The sequence below is a fragment of the Gloeocapsa sp. DLM2.Bin57 genome (genome assembly GCA_007693955.1).
Classification (GTDB): Bacteria; Cyanobacteriota; Cyanobacteriia; order Cyanobacteriales; family Gloeocapsaceae; genus Gloeocapsa.
The window spans coordinates 24,407-44,045 of the sequence record RECR01000046.1; the positions used below are offsets into that span (position 1 = coordinate 24,407).

15 protein-coding genes are annotated in these 19,639 nt (G+C 36.5%); 11 read left to right on the forward strand and 4 right to left on the reverse strand.

What is annotated here, in order from left to right; all coding sequences use genetic code 11:
- Window positions 1-19: 19 nt before the first annotated feature.
- Complete coding sequence (locus EA365_03885; GenBank protein TVQ47254.1) at window positions 20-5,068, reverse strand: hypothetical protein; 5,049 nt, start codon at window positions 5,066-5,068, stop codon at window positions 20-22.
- A gap of 147 nt (window positions 5,069-5,215) precedes the next feature.
- Here EA365_03885 and EA365_03890 point away from each other — a divergent pair, with 147 nt between their 5' ends.
- Entirely contained in the window at window positions 5,216-6,133 is a 918-nt protein-coding gene (locus EA365_03890) for a hypothetical protein (GenBank protein TVQ47255.1), read from the forward strand.
- Here EA365_03890 and EA365_03895 read toward each other — a convergent pair.
- Window positions 6,123-8,180 (reverse strand): cation:proton antiporter, encoded by a 2,058-nt coding sequence (locus EA365_03895; protein ID TVQ47256.1) that lies wholly within the window; start codon window positions 8,178-8,180, stop codon window positions 6,123-6,125. The genes EA365_03890 and EA365_03895 overlap by 11 nt on opposite strands.
- Before the next feature lie 226 nt (window positions 8,181-8,406).
- Here EA365_03895 and EA365_03900 point away from each other — a divergent pair, with 226 nt between their 5' ends.
- Window positions 8,407-8,670: a hypothetical protein gene (locus EA365_03900; GenBank protein ID TVQ47257.1), complete on the forward strand. Its 264-nt coding sequence runs from the start codon at window positions 8,407-8,409 to the stop codon at window positions 8,668-8,670.
- Window positions 8,671-8,688: 18 nt separating this feature from the next.
- The gene (rlmN, locus tag EA365_03905; protein TVQ47258.1) at window positions 8,689-9,723 is read left to right on the forward strand and encodes a 23S rRNA (adenine(2503)-C(2))-methyltransferase RlmN; all 1,035 of its coding nucleotides are present in this window, start codon (window positions 8,689-8,691) and stop codon (window positions 9,721-9,723) included.
- On the opposite strand, the gene EA365_03910 is transcribed toward rlmN, so the two are convergent.
- Entirely contained in the window at window positions 9,707-9,898 is a 192-nt protein-coding gene (locus tag EA365_03910; GenBank protein TVQ47259.1) for a replication restart DNA helicase PriA, read from the reverse strand. The two genes, rlmN and EA365_03910, sit on opposite strands and share 17 nt — an antisense overlap.
- A 181-nt stretch (window positions 9,899-10,079) precedes the next feature.
- On the opposite strand from EA365_03910, the gene EA365_03915 reads away from it, so the two are divergent.
- From EA365_03915 to EA365_03945, 7 genes are all read left to right on the forward strand, one after another.
- The gene (locus EA365_03915) at window positions 10,080-11,252 is read left to right on the forward strand and encodes a hypothetical protein (protein TVQ47260.1); all 1,173 of its coding nucleotides are present in this window, start codon (window positions 10,080-10,082) and stop codon (window positions 11,250-11,252) included.
- Between the two features lie 26 nt (window positions 11,253-11,278).
- Window positions 11,279-12,901, forward strand: coding sequence for a citramalate synthase (cimA, locus tag EA365_03920; protein TVQ47261.1), 1,623 nt, complete (start codon window positions 11,279-11,281; stop codon window positions 12,899-12,901).
- A gap of 26 nt (window positions 12,902-12,927) precedes the next feature.
- Window positions 12,928-14,589, forward strand: a complete 1,662-nt coding sequence (locus EA365_03925; GenBank protein TVQ47262.1) for a hypothetical protein — start codon at window positions 12,928-12,930, stop codon at window positions 14,587-14,589.
- A gap of 7 nt (window positions 14,590-14,596) precedes the next feature.
- A complete protein-coding gene (locus tag EA365_03930; protein TVQ47263.1) occupies window positions 14,597-15,631 on the forward strand; it encodes a serine hydrolase in 1,035 nt (344 codons plus the stop codon).
- Between the two features lie 221 nt (window positions 15,632-15,852).
- Window positions 15,853-16,803 (forward strand): acyltransferase, encoded by a 951-nt coding sequence (locus tag EA365_03935; GenBank protein ID TVQ47264.1) that lies wholly within the window; start codon window positions 15,853-15,855, stop codon window positions 16,801-16,803.
- Window positions 16,804-16,899: 96 nt separating this feature from the next.
- Complete coding sequence (locus EA365_03940; protein ID TVQ47265.1) at window positions 16,900-17,268, forward strand: YkgJ family cysteine cluster protein; 369 nt, start codon at window positions 16,900-16,902, stop codon at window positions 17,266-17,268.
- On the forward strand, window positions 17,249-17,890 hold the full coding sequence (locus tag EA365_03945) for a phosphoribosyltransferase (protein TVQ47266.1): 642 nt from the start codon (window positions 17,249-17,251) through the stop codon (window positions 17,888-17,890). The genes EA365_03940 and EA365_03945 overlap by 20 nt, the downstream gene beginning before the upstream one ends.
- On the opposite strand, the gene EA365_03950 is transcribed toward EA365_03945, so the two are convergent.
- The gene (locus EA365_03950) at window positions 17,876-19,141 is read right to left on the reverse strand and encodes a sensor domain-containing diguanylate cyclase (protein TVQ47267.1); all 1,266 of its coding nucleotides are present in this window, start codon (window positions 19,139-19,141) and stop codon (window positions 17,876-17,878) included. The genes EA365_03945 and EA365_03950 overlap by 15 nt on opposite strands.
- A gap of 179 nt (window positions 19,142-19,320) precedes the next feature.
- Here EA365_03950 and EA365_03955 point away from each other — a divergent pair, with 179 nt between their 5' ends.
- Window positions 19,321-19,596, forward strand: a complete 276-nt coding sequence (locus EA365_03955; GenBank protein TVQ47268.1) for a hypothetical protein — start codon at window positions 19,321-19,323, stop codon at window positions 19,594-19,596.
- The last annotated feature ends 43 nt before the right edge of the window (window positions 19,597-19,639 follow it).

A 19,639-nucleotide genomic window follows, 5' to 3' on the forward strand; every position in this document is an offset into this window, starting at 1 on the left:
AAATTAAATCAAAATCCTTTTAACTATCTATACCATCGCAAATTTTTCTATCTTCTTCACTAAGATTGGGATTATAGGTTAAGTAGTCTCCTATCCAGTTGCAGCCATTGATTAACAAAATATCTAAATCAGAGGTGAATAGAAAATTGTTTAGATTCCAGAGTTTTATTTCTCCATCAACGCTAGATGAAACAAGCACTTTACCATCAGGAGAAAAACTCACAGACATGACTCGATTATTATGTCCTTCCAAAGTTGTTAATAACTGACCATCGGTTGTCCAAAGTTTAATAGTTGTATCAGCGCTTCCTGTAGCTATTAAATCACTAGTAGGAGAGAAAGCAATGTCTGAAACTCTATCGGTATGTTCTCTCAAAGTTTTAATAAATGTTCCGTCTCTTTGCCAAAGTTTAACGGTTGAATCTTCACTAGCTGAAGCAATTAATTGACCATCAGGAGAGAAAATAACCTTCCAAATCCAATTACTATGTTGTCTCTCTAAAGTTTTAATTTCCTGACCCTCTTTAGTCCAAAGTTTGATATCATTATCTTTACTTCCCGTTGCGATGATCTCACCATCTGGACTAAAACTTACTCCATAAACCGCGTCTTCATGACCAATCAATTGAGTAATAAATTCACCTTCTCTAGTCCATAAAATAGCAGTACTATCACCACTAGCAGTAACCAACATTTGACTATCTCTACTCCAACTGAGATCTCTGATATAATCCTGATGTCGATCAAGGGTTGCGATGAGATTTCCTTGTCTATCCCATAGTTTAACAGTGGTGTCTCTCCCCGCACTCCCTGTAGCAATCATTGTACCATCTGGACTAAAACTAGCTACATTTGCCCCTTGATTATATTCTAGAGTTTTGACAAAAGTTCCATCAGATGTCCAAAGAATAATGGTTTTTGGTTGTTGATCTTGGTTAGGGTTTTCATTCCAACTCGCTGATACTAACAATTCCCCATCAGGACTAAAATTCACTGTCATTACCCTATTATCATCATGATGCTTTTCTAGAGTTTTAGGCATCAGACTAACCAAACTCCACAATCTCAGAGTAGAATCCCAACTAGCTGTAGCTAAGGTTTGACCATCAGGACTAAAATTAACACCTTTAACCTTAGCAGTATGTCCATTAAAAGTGTTTAGTAAAATACCGTCTCTAGTCCAAAGTTTAACGTTTTCATTGTCACCGTCACTGACTGTAGCTATCTTCTGACTATCATGACTAAAACTAACACGATTAACATTAGCTTGATGTTCTAAACGTTGTAACAAAGTACCATCAGCTGTCCAAATTATAGCGGTATCGTCATCACTGACAGAAACTAATAGTTCACCATCCCGACTGAAACTAACATCTCTTACTCTTTCTGAGTGCTCTGTAAGGGTTTTGATAATAGTACCATCAAGAGTGAGTAAGTGAGTATTCCCATTTCCCAATGCAATAGCTATAATCTGACCATCAGGATTAAAACTAACTCCCCAAACCTCTGTTTCTATGGGTATATCTTGAAGTAGAAGACCATCAAAACTCCACAATTTGACTGTACCATCTAAACTCACTGTAGCAAAGGTTTGACCATCAGGACTAAAATTAATATCCATGACCCAACCTGTATGATTTGTCAAAGTTTTCGGTGATATATGCTCATTAAATCGAATACAGCGATCGCCTTCTAATTCTACACAATCAAGTTGCCAAATTTTGATAGTTTGATCGGAGCTAACCGTAACAATTTGTGTTCCGTCAGGAGAAAAACTAATGCTATTTACCCAATTACGATGTCCTTCAAGATTTCCTACTAGTTTACCCTCGGTTGTCCAAATTTTCACAGTATGATCAGCACTAGCTGTAGCCATTAGTGTTCCATCAGAATTGAAACGAACATCTTCGAGTTTATCATTATGACCCTCTATACGATTAGATTCTCTGACTCCATAAATTAATTGTGGAAAAGCTTCTATTACCCTGGTTTGAGTATCCTTAGTGGCAAAATTCCACTTTTGCAGTCGCTGAAGCTCTTTCAAGGCTTTTACTCCTTCTACAACCGCGCTAAGACGCTGATTAAAAGCAAATTGAGCATTAGATAAAGCGATTTGAGCTTTAATTTCATTATTAGTTGCTTGGCGTAGTTGCCATAAGGTTGCTATTAAAGCCATTGAGATCAAGACAATAAATCCTGTTACACTTCCTCTAAGCAAAAGTTTCCGACGTTTTCTAGCTCGAATACTAGCATTAATCAACTCCTGACTATTCGGACCAAGATAATTAGCATGGTTAAGATAAAATTCTTCATATTTTGCTAAAGCTCCTTTAGATAATAAAAAATCATCTTGTTTTCCATTGACTTTCCATTCATCTGCTTTGTGTTCAATTTCTTTAATAAAGCGATACTTTTGGCGATCGGTATCTAACCATTCTTTCAGTGTTTCCCAATCTTGTAAGATGATTTCATGGGCTATTTCTACCGTTGTTTTTTCTTGCTCTTGAGTAGCTGGATTATTTTCTTCTCTATTAACGACCACTAATCTAGCCTTAATTAACGCTTTTAAGGTAGAATCTAAAACATTTTTATACTTATCAATTTGCAAGGTATATAGGGGAATACGATTGCGAGTTTCCTTATTCAACTCTTCCTTGTTTTTAGCCAAAAATACTAAGGAAAGAAAAATAAACTGAGCGCATTCTTTTTCATATTTATTTAATTTATCATAAGTTTCTTGAGCTTTATTACTCAAAAATTTGCCTAATTTACCAATATGCTTTTGATAATCTTGAAGAGTTAATTTTCCTTGACTACGCTTTTGCCATAATTCCTCTAAAGCGTATTGTAATAATGGTAAACTCCCTTCTGTTAATTCTTTTAATAGTAAAGCTATTAACCCTTCTTCTACTTCTAATCCAACTTTTTGGGCTGGTTGGACAATCATTTGTCGATATTGTTCATCTTCTAGACGACAAGAAGGTACTAAAACTTGAGATTTACTAATCAGAGGAGCTAATTCACTCATTCTTAAACATTGATCTAAAAAATCACTTCTTAATGTTATAATTACTCGGAAAGACTCTCGTGTTTTTTTGATTGTTTCTAAGATAATGTTTAGAAAACTTTTTTTGTCTTTTTCTGCTGTTAAAGTAAATAATTCTTCAAATTGATCAATGACTAATATTGATATTTCTTGTGATTGTTGCTTTAACCAGTAGCTAAAAGAATCACTGTCTAAATTAGAATTATTTATTCCTAATGTTTTAACTAAGGTGCCTAAGGGATTATCACCAGGAATAATTACCCAACACTGACAGGATTGATACTTGTTTAATGTGAGAGAAAATAACCCTTGAGTTAATAATTGTGGTATTACTCCTGCTTTGACTACAGAAGATTTACCACTACCTGAAGCTCCTACTATACCTAAGAAATCAGTAGATTGAAATTTGTTAATAATCTCTCTGATTAATTCTTCTCGACCATGGAAAAAGTAAGCGTCATCTTGGTTAAAAGCCTGTAAACTTTTATAAGGACAAAGATTAAGAGTAAATACGTTATTATCAGAACGTTGTACTTCTACTGTTAAAATTTCTCTTACTTCAAGAGAACCAGGTAACCATAATCTTAAGTTAAGATCAGATTGTGATTGACTCCATTGTTGTAATTGAGTAATTAATTCTATTAGCCAAAATTCTTTGTTTGATGTTCCAGCTATAGTTAAAATATTAATTAACTGATCAAGAAATTTGCGCTGATTAGATTCACTAGTAGTTGAAGTTATTAAACATAAAGATTTATTCTGGTCAGGTTTGAAGATATTAGTTAAATCTTCAATTTGTCCATTTTCGTTAACAAGATCAGCAATCACTATAATTTCTTCAACTGGAGAAGTTCTTAATCTTTCTCCTAGCCAATTCAGATTAATTAGCTTGTTTTGCCCACATTTTAATTCAGATTCTCCCACTTGATTTAAGGTTATTGTTCCTGCTAAATAGAGGATAAATGTCTGTTGATTAGTTTCTAAATAGCTAGCTATTTTTTGTTCAAGTTGAGATTGCAAATAACAATATTCTACCTCAAAGTTACCTTTAGTTTTCAGTATTTTGCATAACTTTATCTGAGTTGCTGAGGAAGATAATTGATCAATTATTAAAGCTTTTCTCTGATTATACTGTTTAGCTAAGCCAATCAATAAGTCTCTACCTCCTCCTCCTCTAATGATGGTTTGGGGAGTTTGAGAGATATTAACAGAAAAACGATTAACTTTTAATTGATTAGATGCTTTTTTTAGAGTTCCTCCTATACCCTTAGATACATCATTAACTCTAGCTATATTTTTTTTACATTCAATATATTTATAACTACTGTCTTTGACATAATAGAATAAACTATCAGCACTTATTTGACCTTCAGGGTTAGCTGCTTTACCTTTTAAACCTTCAATCAAACAATAGGTGAATAAACCATGTTTTAGTTCAGGAATTTCCCAAGAACGTTCATTTTTATCACAAGAAAGCATTGCTGAAAAATCTTGACTTTGTTCTGCTTGCTCGTTCAAAATAACTAATAGTTGGCTTGTGGGATTTGGGTGATATTTATCTTGATATTGTTCTTGACAAGCGTCTAGCCAAACTAGTTGACGTTTTGCTTGACATTGTCTCAGTTCACCCAAAAGAGTATCTAATTTTAATCCCGTTGCTGCTAAATTAGCAAAATTTGTATCTGCTACACATAAAATTGGTCGATTATTATCCAGATAACCGTGTCCAGAAAAATAAAATAAAACTAGATCTTCTGGTTTAGCTTTGCGGAATATTTGAATACTTTCTAGAATATTTGATTGATTGGGAGACTTTTCACCTTCGTCATAAAGAGCAATTATTTCTGTTTGCCAAAATCCTGCTGTTGCTATTTTCAAGGTTTCTGCTAATGCTTTGCAATCCTTAGCACAATATCTCAAATTAGGGATTTGACTATCTTGATAAGAATTAATACCTACTAAAACTAGCCAAAATTTAGCGTGAGTAATTTCCTCGACATTATGACTGGTTAAGTTTACCATAAACACCTATGCTTAAGTCTGTTTGGTATAGAATAATACATTGTTAAGATTACACTTAATTTAAGTATAAAGCAGAAAAAATTAACTGTACAACTAGATTTTCAAAAATTTGCTACTATTTGATTAAGCAGCTATTAAAAAATAACCATGATTTCTCTAGAGAAAGAATATTTAGACAAGATTGCTGAACAAATTTTTCCTACTCATGGTCGTTCTGAAAAACAATATGAACTCTTTAAAGAACGCTTTTATCCTAACAATTATCAATGCACTACTACTGAGATTGCCAAGGGATTATCCCAAAGGGATAGACAAGCAATAAACTATGAAGGAGGATTACCACAAACTATTAAAGAAATCATCAAAAAAATCAACAATGTTTTTCGAGAAGAGTTAGAAGCAAATGGTATTACTGAAGATCAGATTGGTTGTGGAAAACAACAAGGTGAACCTGGGAGAAGATCAGCCCAAACAAAAAGTCCCTGGGAAATTGTTTATCAGTGGTTATGGGGTGATAAATATTCCCTTTGGTTGCAAGACTATATTTGGGAGAATTGGAAACAAACAGCCCAAACTAGTAGAAATTGGCTTGAATTTAGCCCTCTCTCTTCTGAATATGCTTCTAAAGGAATCAAGATTCCTCCTGGGATATCTAAGAAAAGAATCCCGGCTCATACTCCTTTAAATCTTAAGATTGAGATAGACTGTTCACAGAGTTATTTAATCCTTTTTAATCTTGGCAAAACCCTACAAGGTGAGATAACTAAATATTTAATTACACCTTCTCAAGCTTTTGCACCTCATTATCAGTTGAGAGACAAAAATCTTTTTATTCCTCAAGAAGATGCCTTGTGTGAAGATCTGCAATTTAACACAGAAGGAATAGAAGAATTCATGGCTATTGTTATTGATCGCCCCTTAAGCTTACCTTGGTTAAATCCTAATTTAGAAGATCCTGCTTTTAAGTGGCAAGGTAAACATTTAGGACAACTTTGGGAAGAATTAAAGGGTGGACAATATCAATGGCAAATCTTTTATTGTGATGTAAATATAACTATTTTTTAAATAAAGCTAAGGAACAATCAATCTGATTTAGTAAAGGAGATCCCCAATCACTAACAATAATTCCTGGGGTAGGTTGAAAATCTGAGGCACTTAAGACGATTAAATCAAAAGATTGAGACATATTGACAATCACCCCAACGTGATCAGAATTAGAGATAACCTCTATATTAATTTCGTGAAGATTATCCTTAAGTAAATAATTGACAAACTCTGTTTTTAATTCCTCTTGTTTAGCCACAGAAATAGCACTAGGACAATGATATAAACAGGTAACTACTCCTTGGGTACTCATAGCTATTAATCGTGCAAATTTGATTAAATCTAACCCCTCGGGTGACATATCTGAGATAGGAACGAGAATACGTTTCAGGGTAACGGGTTGGCTTAATAACCGCATCACTACTACCTTACAATGACTAGAACGAAAAACTTGCTCAATGATGTTCCCTAGTAAACGAGATCTAATGGTGTTTAGTTTTTGATAACCCATGAGAATCAAGTCAACGTCTCTTTCTCTAGCAGCGTAACAAATACCTAAAGCGATATCATTATCAATGCGTAAAATCAGTTTATGGTTGATACCTAGTTTTTGACTGGTTTCTGTGGCTTTGTCTAAGACTTTACGAGTCCTAGATAGGTTATCGGCAAATTTTCGCTCAGTTAAAAGTGTCGAGGAAGAAGAAGCGATCGCCAAGGGGAACACTCTACCACCACCTTGACTATTAACTAATAATCCCGCCATTTCGATTAAATAAGATTCTGTACCTGGATTATAAACAGGAACAATCACCTTTAAACTATTTTCTAAAGGGGCTGAATCGAAGTTAAACTCTAACTCTGGTTCTACTGGTGGATTAATTTTTTTGACTACTGCTAATTTACTGCCAAAACGTTGAGTTAGTACAGGACCTAAAGTAGAGGTAACCAACATTAAGACGATAACGCTATTAAATACCGCTTCTGTTAATAATCCTGCTTCTAAACCCACAAAAGCAGCAGCGAGGGTAGCGGCTACTTGTGGTAGAGACAGTGACCACATAGTTAAGGTTTCATCCCAACGATAATGATAGATGATTTTGACTATAAATGCAGCGATAAATTTACTCCCACATAAACCCACTACTATGGCTAAAACTAAGCCAAAATCTTCTAGGAGAGTTTGGATAAATAGAGGTAAATTAATCAATAACCCCATACCAATGAAGAAAAAGGGGATAAATAATACTCCCCCGACAAATTCTACTTTTTCTTTAACTACGCTTTTGCCTAAGACATCATTGACAGCTAAACCAGCTAAAAATGCTCCCACTATATTCTCGATCTCAATCATTTGTGCTCCAACCGAAGCCAGAAACAAAGCTAATAAGGTAAAGAGAAATTGGTTTCCTTCTTCATTTCCCGTGCGCCGAAAATACTCTTTACCTAGACTATCTAAACCAAATAAAACTACTACCGAGTAAACCCCTAATGCCGCGATTTGCAATACTAAACCCCACCAAGAAAACTCCCCTCGATGGATAGAGATACACACCGCTAATACTAATAAAGCGCCAATATCCGTAAAAATAGTCGCCCCAATGGTGACTGTAACCGCTTCGTTGCGTACTATTCCTAAACGTTGGGCAATAGGGTAAGCTAAGAGAGTATGAGAAGCCAACAGAGATCCTATTAAAATAGCTGCATTTAGTCCAAAACCAAAAAATAACCCGATAGAAATTCCCGTGATAATAGGTACAGTAAATGTGCTTAACCCGAAGGTTATAGAATGATTCCGCGTGCGTCGAAAGGCTACTAAATCTATTTCTAGCCCTGCGATAAACATTAGGTAAATTTTACCTATATCTGAGAGTAATTTAATTGTTTCTGTCTTAGGATTGAGTAACCCTAAACCATTAGGTCCTAATAAAACACCAGCTAGTAATAACCCCACTAAACCAGGTAGTTTTATTTTTTCAAACAGTGGGGGTACAATTAAACTGGTAAGTAGGAGAATGGTAAAAGAAACAATTGGATTAGCTATAATTAATTCTTTGACTGTTTCGGTCATAAAGATTTTCTCAGGTGGCAAAAAAAGCACGGGATTATACTCTATAATATCACAATTGGTCTGGTAAAACTGAGTATGCTGTTACTTTATTCCCTAAAATTAGGTAACTTTTTTTATATTTATTTATTAAAATCTTGATATATTTTGCTATATTGTAATAATCCCCTCAGATTGGTTAGTAAATCGGTTTAAATACAATTATTCCTAGTCTGAAGGAAACTGCACTATGTCTGATTACTCTACTCCCGATGCTTTAGCAGTTGAACTACGTAGAGAACGTTCTATCCGTCGTACAGTAAAATTGTTAGAAGTTAAACGTAAAGAAATTCGTGCCGATTTACAACAGTTTGTGACTCATCTTGCTCTATTGTTACCCAATAGACCCGTTAAATCTGACCCAAAATTGCTCATCGAAGCAATGGAACGTCTCGGAGATGATGGGTTTGCGCAATTACTTAGCCAAATCTTGCAGGAACATCCCCCTGATTAATCAATAAATAACGACAACATGACTAAAACTAGTACCAAATTATTAGGTAAATCTCTCCCTGAATTGACTACTTGGGTAGAAACACAAGGACAACCAAGTTATCGAGGTAAACAACTCTACGACTGGTTATATCATAAAGGAGCGCGATCGCTCTCGGAAATCTCGGTTTTCCCTAAACAATGGCGAGAAGAAATCGTCGATACTGCGATCGGTCGCTCCACTATTCAACATTGTAACATAGCTCCTGATAAAACCCGTAAATATCTTTTAGGTCTCGAAGATGGTTTAATCGTGGAAACCGTTGGTATTCCTACTTCTAAACGCTTAACGGTTTGTGTTTCTACGCAAGTGGGTTGTGCAATGCAATGTGATTTTTGCGCTACTGGCAAAGGTGGATTTAAGCGTAATCTCAAAGCTTACGAAATTATTGACCAAGTGCTTACTGTGCAAAACGACTTTAAGCGTCGGGTATCTCACGTAGTCTTTATGGGTATGGGAGAGCCATTACTCAACCTCAAAGAGGTTTTAGTGGCTTTGCGCTCGATTAATCAAGATATTGGGATAGGAGGGCGATCGCTGACTCTTTCTACTGTAGGTATTGTGGGTAAAATTAGGGAACTCGCCGAACAACGTTTACAGCTTACCTTTGCTTTGAGTTTACACGCACCTAACCAGGAGTTACGAGAACAACTCATCCCAACCGCGGTACACAATCCCCTAGGACAACTATTAACCGAATCTAGGGAATATGTAAATATCACAGGACGTCGGGTAACCTTTGAGTATATCCTGTTAGCATCCGTCAACGATTTTCCCGCACAGGCCCAAGAATTAGCTAAGCTAATGCGAGGGTTTCAAAGTCACGTTAACCTGATTCCCTATAATCCTATCAGCGAAGCAGACTACCAACGTCCCGACAAACAAAGAGTCCAAGACTTTGTTGACATTTTAACAGAGAAACAGGTCGCTTTTAGTGTACGCTATTCGAGAGGTTTAGCAGCTAATGCAGCCTGTGGACAATTAAGAGCTTCTCAAGCTAGGAATGAGGCGTAAATATTAATCCTGGTGCATAAGCTTCCACTACTTTACCAGTGTGGAGACAACTGATCAGCAGATAATCACATTTAGGACAGCTAGTCTGTACTATCTTGTTATCTAAAATAGTTTTTTGAGCTTGTGCACCACAATTAGGACAACAAACCTCAATTATTACTTGTGTCTTAGTCATTTTTTTATTTTAAAATTGGCTCTAAAAGAGTTTTTCAACTGATAAGTATAGTTTAACAATCAATAATTACCTAGTCAACCTTGATCCCCATATCTTTAGATTTTATTAATATTTGTAGTTAAAATCAAAAAATAAAGACTATGTTAATATTGGTAACGATAAATTTAAAACCAACCAGAGAGTGTCTAAACGAATCTTATTTATCAGCAATGGTCACGGAGAAGATAACCACTCCTCCTATGTAATTAGAACCTTACAAGAACAAAGACCAGACCTAGAAATAGCAGCGATGCCCTTGGTAGGAGAAGGTAGGGCCTATAGGTCCCTAGATATTCCCATTATCGGACCTACTCAAGTAATGCCCTCGGGGGGTTTTTTTTATATGAATCCCCTACACTTATTTAAAGACTTACAAGCAGGTTTAGTGGGGTTAACTTGGCGACAATTGCGCGCAGTCTTAGATTATGCGCCTAGTTGTGACTTAATCATGGCTACAGGAGACGTAGTTAGTCAATCCTTTGCTTATTTAACAGGGTTACCCTTTATTTCCTTTATTTCTTGTTTATCGAGTCTTTACGAAGGGAAATTAAACCTAGGCTTAATTCTGTGGCAGGTTTTACAATCATCACGATGTCAAGCCGTATTTACCAGAGATCTTTATACAGCCAAAGACTTACAACAACAGGGCTTAACTAAAACACAATTTGGAGGGATTCCCTCCTTAGATAGATTAATCCCCACAGGGAAAGACTTACAACTAGTAGCAGGACAACCCTTAGTAGCCTTATTACCAGGATCTCGACCAGCTGAAGCTATCCGCAACTTTCGCTTACAATTAGACCTAGTCTTAGAAACAGTGAAGCTACCAGGAGGAGAAAAAATCAACTTTCGCGCCGCTTTAGTACCTGGGGTAATGAATGAACTAGAAGCGATCGCCTCTAGTCAAGGTTGGCAACATGAAAACGGTAAATTAACCAATGGTCAAGCCCAAGTTATTTGTTATGCAGACGCTTTTAATGATATAATATGTAATTGCGATCTAGTAATCGGAATGGCCGGTTTAGCAGTAGATCAAGCCGTAGCAATAGGTAAAGCAGTGATCCAGATCCCAGGACCTGGACCACAATTTACCTATCAATTCGCCGAAGCCCAAACAAGATTACTGGGAATTTCAGTACAAACCATTGGGACTGAACCTGCTACAGGAGAAACCCTTAAACAAGCAGCAGTAAGAATGTTAGAAACCCTAGCTGATACCGAATACCTAGCCAAATGTCGGGACAACGGTTTAGAAAGATTTGGTTGTCAGGGAGCATCTTTAAGGATAACCCAAGCTATCAATGCTATAATCTAAAGTTTACTTAAATTTTTACCTAAATAATGTATCAATCTGAACAAATATTCCTTTATGACACAACATTAAGAGATGGAGCACAAAGAGAAGGTATCTCTCTATCCATAGAAGATAAATTGAGTATAGTAGCTAAACTAGACGACTTGGGGATAAACTTTATTGAAGGAGGATGGCCCGGAGCAAACCCAAAAGATGAAGAATTTTTCAGGAAAGTCAGAGAAATACCCCTCAAACAAGCAGAAATAGTGGCATTTTGTTCCACCAGACGCCCCCATAAACCAGTAGAAACAGATCCCTTACTCCAGGAAATAATCAAAGCAGAAACAAACTGGATAACTATCTTTGGCAAATCATGGGATCTCCAGGTAACTGAAGGTTTACAAACAACCTTAACCGAAAATCTCGGGATGATTAAAGATACCATCAAGTATTTACGCTCACAACAAAAAAGGGTTATCTACGACGCCGAGCATTGGTTTGACGGTTATAAACATAACCCCGAATACGCCCTGTTAACCCTGAATAGTGCATTAGCAGCAGGAGCAGAATGGTTAGTTCTCTGTGATACCAATGGAGGAACTTTACCTTATGAAATTAAGCAAATCGTCACCGAAGTAGTAGAGAAATTAGGACAAGGTCAAAGAATTAATCTAGGTATTCATACTCACGACGACTCAGGAACAGCAGTAGCTAACGCTTTAGAAGCAGTTAGAGCAGGAGTAAGAATGGTACAAGGAACATTTAATGGTTATGGAGAACGTTGTGGTAATGCTAATCTGTGTACTGTGATACCCAATTTACAGCTAAAAATGGGTTATTCTTGCTTAGACAAACAAAAATTGACAAAACTAAGCCAAATCAGCCGTTTGATTAGCGAAATAGTGAATTTAGCACCAGATGAACACGCTCCCTTTGTTGGACGTTCCGCTTTTGCTCACAAAGGAGGAATACACGTCTCAGCAGTGGAGCGCAACCCCTTAACCTATGAACACATAGAACCAGAAGTAGTGGGGAATACTCGTAGGATTGTTATCTCAGAACAAGCCGGATTGAGTAACGTTATTGCTAAAGCTCGTAGTTTTGGGATCGAATTGAAAAAAGAAGATGAAGCATCCAGAAAAATACTCACCCAACTAAAAAACCTCGAAAGTCAAGGTTATCAGTTTGAAGCAGCAGAAGCAAGCTTTGAGTTGTTGATTAGACAAGCATTAGGGAAAAGAAAAGAAATGTTTCACCTACAAGGTTTCCAAGTCCATTGTGATATTTTTTCAGACTCAGGAGAAAACAACCCCAATAACGCTCTAGCAACGATTAAAGTAGCAGTAAACGGTAAAAATCTCCTGGAAGTAGCCGAAGGCAATGGACCAGTATCAGCCCTAGATGAAGCCCTACGCAAAGCTTTAGTAAAATTCTATCCTGAGATAGCTTCTTTTCACCTCACAGATTATAAAGTGCGTATATTAGATGGAGAAAAAGGAACAGCAGCAAAAACCCGAGTCTTGGTAGAATCAAGCAATGGAGAAGAACGTTGGACAACAGTAGGAGTATCAACTAATATATTAGATGCTTCCTATCTTGCGGTGGTGGAGGGAATCGAATACGGTTTACTATTAGCATCCTGTTCAAAACAACATAAAATAGCCAGTTAGCGTATTAAATAAATTGCCAAAAGCCTATGAATGCTCTGCCTCAGACAACTATGCGTCGGTTAAAAAAAATTCCCCAAAACTCCAGCGTTTGGGAAGGCGATCGCCGTCCCTTGTCGGGGGTAGATCCAGATGAAAGCAATAGCCCTCAAGATAATCGGGAATGTATCATCTGGGTAGATGCGGTAGAAGGACAAGTCAGAGCCATGGATGTTGTCCCCGCAGAAATGGGATTAGAAGCAGTAGTCAGGACCTTATTACGAGGGATAGAAAATCCCCATGGTCCTGCTAAACCCTCTAGACCACAAAAAATCATCGTCCAAAATCGGGAAATACAATTCTTTCTGCGAGGAGCGATCCAAGACTTAGATATCAACGTAGATTACGTACCAGAATTACCCCTGATTGATGAATTGTTTCGGACCTTTGAATTTGTGGAAGAGCCATCAGAAAATCAAATTTCTCCCCACAGTCAACAACTACTCCAGGAAATCGCTAATGAGATTTGGGAAGAATCCCCCTGGGATTTATTAGCTGACCACGATATCGTAGCTCTATCCATTAACCGCTGGGATATTACTACTCTCTACGCTTGTGTTATGGGTATGCTCGGTAAAAAATACGGCGTAATTCTCTACCGCTCCCTCGAATCAATGAAACAATTTCGCTCAGCGGTTTTATCAGAAGAATCCCTAGGACATCTAGAAAATGCTTTTTTAGGTCAGGATTGTTGGTTTTTAAGCTACGAACCAGCCCCTGATGAGTTCGACTTCGACGAGGATGACGATGATTTTGACCTAGCTGATTTACCCAATGCGGCAATTATGCCTATGTATGGTAGTGTTCATCCACTCGAAGGTATTCGCCCTATCCAAGAGGAAGAAGAAGCTAAGGCTATTTATCTGGGGTTAAAGGCTTTATTACAGTTTTACCGCAGTTCAACCAGTAAATTAAGTAAAGATACCATCGAAGCTATCGAAAAACGTCATAGGGTTACCATTCCTCTAGGTGAAGATGACAAAGAAACCGTCTTAGTGACAGTGGCAACTATGCCAGAGGTAACCGATGAGTTATTAGAAATGCTCGAAGAAGCAGAATTATCTCAAGCAACTCAACAGCAAGGCTTTGATTTTCCCATTAATCATGAATTAATGCTTGAAGAAGCTATCTATCGTCTCGATGTCTTCTCAGCAGAACTCATTAGTAAACTTACTGAACGCACTCAAACTTATGTACAGGATCAAGAAAATTGTCCCACAGGTGATTTACCTATCTTTTTGATCCAAACTTCTCGCCCTAAAGCACAGAGTATGATTGAAACAATTCAACAAGCAGGGGGACTCAAGGGTATTTGTTTTACCAAAGGAGAGGATAGCTTCGCTGAGATTAGCTATGATTTGGCGATCGCTCAAACCAACGACGGAGAACTCTATTTAATCGGGGAATTCTTTGCTGATGAGGATGAGGATGAGGATGAGGATGAATCTACACTCTTAAATTGGTATCAAGCTGCTGTAGCTAATCAGGGAAATTGTGGTATAGTTATTGCCATGGGCATCACTGGTAGTACTGCAGGTGACCCTCAATTAAAAGATATGTTAGCCTTATTTCCCGTTAAGTTGTTAGATCCAGAAGAACTAGGTATAGGTATCTTAGAGTTAAACTTTGGTTTTTCTTTTGAAGAGGAGTAAAACGGCAATGTTAAAACCTCTCAATCGCAATAATTCTGGTTTACCTCAACCTCTAGCTAAGTTTTGCGCTTATCTGAGTCGCTTAATGATCCTAGGGGTTGGGGTAGGAACTCTCACAGGGACAACTTTATCAGTAGTTAACCCCCAAAAATATCATCTCTCTGAGCTAAATTTATTCTCTATTCCATCTGCTGAAGTTAGCGATCATAATCCTACCCCCGAATTAGGAGAAGAATTATTATTATTACAACAAAAACTAGAAACTTTAACGGCTAAATATCCTCAATTAGAAGCTACAGCATTTTTTATAGATTTAGATAACTACGCTTACGTTAACTTTAACGGTGATAGTACTATTTCGGCAGCTAGTACGATTAAAATACCGATTTTAGTTGCTTTTTTTCAAGACGTAGATGCAGGGAAAATTTATCTCGATGAACTACTGGTTATGGAGGAAAAACACCGCGCTGGTGGTTCAGGAAATATGCAGTTTCTAGGATCTGGTCAAAAATTTAGCGCCCTGAAAGTCGCTACCGACATGATGGTCACGAGTGACAATACGGCTACCAATATGATTATTGATCGTCTTGGTGGAGCTGAAGCACTAAATCAACGTTTTCGAGACTGGGGTTTATCGGTAACAGCAATCCGTCAAGATTTACCAGATTTAGAAGGAACAAATACTACCTCACCAGAAGATTTAGTCTTGTTACTTAATCAAATCAGCGAGGGAAAATTAATCTCTCTACGCTCTCGCGATCATCTTTTGCGCATTATGACAGCGACTAAAAATAATAGTCTGATTCCCCAAGGTGTAGAAAGTAACGCTACTGTGGCTCATAAAACTGGTGACATAGGTTCAGTTTTAGCAGACGCGGGAATCGTGGATATACCCAACGGTAAACGTTATTTAGTAGCAATTATGGTTAAACGTCCTCATAATGATCCCCAAGCGAGAACCTTAATTCAAGAAATCTCTCGCACAGGTTACCAACACTTTAAATGGTACGATCCTCGACCTTTAACTAACTCAGAAAATTAATTTAATTTGTCATATGAGAGTAAATGATACTTTTACCTACAAGCCCATAACAATTGATGATGAGGCAATTATAGGAGCAAATGTCTTAATTTATCCAGATGTTAAGATTGGGAAAAAAGCTATATAGCTTGTACTACTATAGAAGAAAAAAACCAGCTAATCTTGACTAACAAGTTTTACTTAATAATTACTACATATAAAGTTACCAGAAGAGCAAAAAAGTGAAACCCGAGAGAAACTATGGTATTGATTTAATTCGTGGTATCAGCGTTTTTTATATAGTTAGTTATTGGCATCTTTTTAACTATACCCAAGCTTTTCGTGGTTACTATAATCCCTTTACTCACAATCTAACTCGTATTATTTTAGCTAGTTTTGTTTTTATTTCTGGTTATTTAATTGCTAGTAAGAATTTGAAAATTAATTGGCAAAATATTATTACTTTTTGGCGCAAAAGATTGATACGTATTTATCCTCTTTATGCTTTAGCTTTATTACTTTTTTATTGGCAAGATATTGCTAATAGTCAGACTCTGATTAAAGCTGCTTTCCTTTTATCAATGTTTTTTCCTCCTGCGCCATATACTTTATGGTTTATTACCATGATTATGATTTTTTATTTGGTTGCGCCATTTTTACTTAAATACGCTAATAATCTAACTATTTATCTAGTTTTAACTGGTTTATTGTGGTTAATTTTCTTATTTAAAGGCACTAGTGAGATATCCTTATATTTTCCTAGTTTTGCTTTAGCTATGTGGTTAAGAGCTAATCCAGGATGGTTAAACAAACTTCAACAACAACAATTTATTTTAACTATCATATTTGTGATTTTATTTGTCTTAAAAATAACTGGATACTTAACTATGAAATGGCTAGGTATAGAAATATTTTTTATTAATCTTGGGGCAATCTTATTTTATTTGTATAGTTATCAAATTATGAACCGAGTAAAATATACGGGATTAATTGAGCAGATGAGTTACGTCAGCTTTGGTATGTATTTGTTTCATCGTCCTATTTTTTCTCTTACTAAATCTGTGTTTTTTCCTAGTAGTGAAACAGCACAAGTAATTTATCTTCTAGGGGTGGCTTTACCCTTAACTATTATAATTAGTTGGTTAATACAAAAACTCTACGATCGCTTTGTTTTATCTTGGTTAAAGCCGTGATATATTCCCACACTGATTCTTGCAAGTATATTGTCTGGTTTTTGTCTTCTGCCTTTTTAGCTAAAATATATGGTAAATCATTCATTATCTGAAAATATGAAAAATTGGCGTTGTGTAAAACTTTGTGGTGCTTGTTGTCATCTCGATCCAACAGATCGCCCTGATTTAGGTGACTATCTCTCTCCTCAAGAAATGGAACAATATTTAAATCTAGTAGGAGACGATGGTTGGTGCATTAATTTTGACCACTCTACTAGAGAATGTCGCATTTATGACGATCGCCCTCGCTTTTGTAGAGTAAAACCCGATATCTTTGCTGATATGTTTGGAGTAGAAGTGGCAGAGTTTAATGATTTTGCGATACAATGTTGTTTAGAACAGATAGAAGGGGTATATGGTGACTCTAGCCCCGAAATGTTTCGTTACCAACAAGCAGTGATCGATGATGACAGCTATACTAGCTAATCGTCAAGAAGCAGGAAGGTTATTATCTCTACGCTTAGCTAATTATTATCAACAACCTGATCTAATCGTCTTGGGATTACCCCGAGGAGGTGTACCCGTAGCTGCGGCGATCGCCTCTAATCTGAGTTTACCTTTAGATATTTGTGTAGTCAGAAAATTAGGTGTACCTTCACATCCAGAATTGGCTATGGGGGCGATCGCTAGTGACGGGATTACGGTTCTTAATCCTAGTATAATAGAATCTTGTCGGGTCACACCAAAAATGATTGAGGAGGTAAAAACTAGAGAATTACAAGAATTGCATCGTCGGGAACAACTCTATCGGGGAAATCGTCCCTATCCAAGCTTAGCAGAAAAAAAAGTGATTATCGTAGATGATGGTATCGCTACAGGTGCAACTATGGAAGCGGCGATTACCTCGGTTAAACATCAACAACCTCAAGAGATAATTATCGCTACCCCTATTATCTGTGATAGAATCTTTTCTCAACTCCAATGCAAAGTAGATAGGATTATTTCTCTACTGAAACTTCAATCTCTTGATTCTATTAGTTATTGGTACGCTAATTTTAATCAAGTAACCGATGCTGAAGTCTGTCATCTACTCTCACAAACTAGCTAAAACCACTCGATCTCTTCCTTCTGCTTTCGCTTGATACATAGCGATATCTGCGGTTTCGATTAATTCAGCTACGGTGTTTCCGTGTTCAGGAAAACAAGCTACCCCGATAGAAACGCTAATACTATATAAAGACTGTTTCCCACGGTTTACTCTGAGAGTTTTAATTTCATCTCGCATTTGTTCAACACGTTTAAGAGTATCTTCTAAACTAGCTCCCAATAATACGACTGTAAATTCTTCACCCCCATAACGACAGGGAATGTCTTCACCACGAATGTTGTGTTTGAGATAATTACCCAACTCCTTGAGTACCGCATCTCCCGCATCATGACCAAAGGTATCATTAAAATACTTGAAATGATCCACATCCAGCATAATTACGCTTAAAAATTGACCAGTACGTTTAACCCGACATAATTCTCTTTCTAAAGATTCGTTTAAATAGCGTCGATTGTATAACCCCGTTAATCCATCCCTGATACTTTCTTCCCGCAGTTTTTCTTTTAATTGTATATTTCCGATTCCTAAAGCAATTTGTCTGCTAGTGGCGATCGCTATTTCTTTTTTCTCTGGTGTTAAATGGGGGAGTTGATCATAATTTAAAGCTAACACCCCGATAATTTCTCCTAAAGCGATGAGAGGGATACATATATATGTTCCTTTAATTGGTTTCGCCCAATACTGACAAGATATTTCTGGTTGTTCATTTTCAATCAAATATACACTACCTTGACGTAAACAGATACAATCATGAGGAGTTAACACCGTTTGTGCATAACAATAGTCTCCCCAAGTGGCGATCGCTGTTAAATTTGTTTTCGATTCATTATAAATAAATACTCCTCCCGAGGTTTCAGGAAACATCTCGGGTAGGATTTTTTGGAGAACTTTTTTAGTTTCAGAAACTTTAAAACAAATCTGTAATAAACTTCCTAAATTAACTAGTAAATTGAGATTATAATTACAGGTTTCTAAACTTTTACACTTATTAGCTATATCCTGACAAGTTGGTTCTTTACTTAATAATTTATAATAATCTTTTTTAGTTTTTTCGAGAGTATAAACCGTTATTCCTAATAATATACCGAAGGATAAACAGGAAAATGACAATAACCAAGGTAAATACTGATTAAGTTGTTTAATAGTTTCTGTTGACCACAGCCATGGTTGACTCAGTAGTAAGATAATAACAGTAACTCCACTAACTATAAACCACGGTAAAGATTTTTCCCATAACTCCTTTATTTTCATTAATTTACTCAACTAAGTATATACCTTTAAGTGAATATAACAATTACAAGTATTTCTGTCAACCATTATACCAAATAAACTTATCTTCAAATTGTTATAAAATAATTAAGAAATATAATTAGATTTAAAAATAAATTGAGTTATACTAGTAATAATAGATTTAGATAAGGGCAAAAGCAATGCCTAGCAAACGAGAATATCAAAAAAGAAGTCATAAGTCTCAAAAATCAGGTTGGATTTGGGGAGTTTTGCTGTTAGGAGTTTTAGGAGTAACGAATCATTATCGCAATTTCTCGACTCTTGATTTTTATGCAGTTAGTATCCCAGATATTACACCACCCAATTTAGCACCAGGTAATCAAGATTTTGTCAATATCGATTTCAGTGACATACTCCTACACCGAATCAAAGATTACGATGTAGGCTTCTTGTCTTTCACCTTAAGAGATGATTGACCGTTTTTGAGTGAGGCGATGCCCATCCCCACTTTTTTAATTA

What these genes read in the sequence shown, in the direction of transcription:
- EA365_03885 (TVQ47254.1), bottom strand. Translation starts at nt 5,068, where the DNA reads ATGGTAAACTTAACCAGTCATAATGTCGAGGAAATTACTCACGCTAAA.
- EA365_03890 (TVQ47255.1), top strand. Translation starts at nt 5,216, where the DNA reads ATGATTTCTCTAGAGAAAGAATATTTAGACAAGATTGCTGAACAAATT.
- EA365_03895 (TVQ47256.1), bottom strand. Translation starts at nt 8,180, where the DNA reads ATGACCGAAACAGTCAAAGAATTAATTATAGCTAATCCAATTGTTTCT.
- EA365_03900 (TVQ47257.1), top strand. Translation starts at nt 8,407, where the DNA reads ATGTCTGATTACTCTACTCCCGATGCTTTAGCAGTTGAACTACGTAGA.
- rlmN (TVQ47258.1), top strand. Translation starts at nt 8,689, where the DNA reads ATGACTAAAACTAGTACCAAATTATTAGGTAAATCTCTCCCTGAATTG.
- EA365_03910 (TVQ47259.1), bottom strand. Translation starts at nt 9,898, where the DNA reads ATGACTAAGACACAAGTAATAATTGAGGTTTGTTGTCCTAATTGTGGT.
- cimA (TVQ47261.1), top strand. Translation starts at nt 11,279, where the DNA reads ATGTATCAATCTGAACAAATATTCCTTTATGACACAACATTAAGAGAT.
- EA365_03925 (TVQ47262.1), top strand. Translation starts at nt 12,928, where the DNA reads ATGAATGCTCTGCCTCAGACAACTATGCGTCGGTTAAAAAAAATTCCC.
- EA365_03930 (TVQ47263.1), top strand. Translation starts at nt 14,597, where the DNA reads ATGTTAAAACCTCTCAATCGCAATAATTCTGGTTTACCTCAACCTCTA.
- EA365_03940 (TVQ47265.1), top strand. Translation starts at nt 16,900, where the DNA reads ATGAAAAATTGGCGTTGTGTAAAACTTTGTGGTGCTTGTTGTCATCTC.
- EA365_03945 (TVQ47266.1), top strand. Translation starts at nt 17,249, where the DNA reads ATGACAGCTATACTAGCTAATCGTCAAGAAGCAGGAAGGTTATTATCT.
- EA365_03950 (TVQ47267.1), bottom strand. Translation starts at nt 19,141, where the DNA reads ATGAAAATAAAGGAGTTATGGGAAAAATCTTTACCGTGGTTTATAGTT.
- EA365_03955 (TVQ47268.1), top strand. Translation starts at nt 19,321, where the DNA reads ATGCCTAGCAAACGAGAATATCAAAAAAGAAGTCATAAGTCTCAAAAA.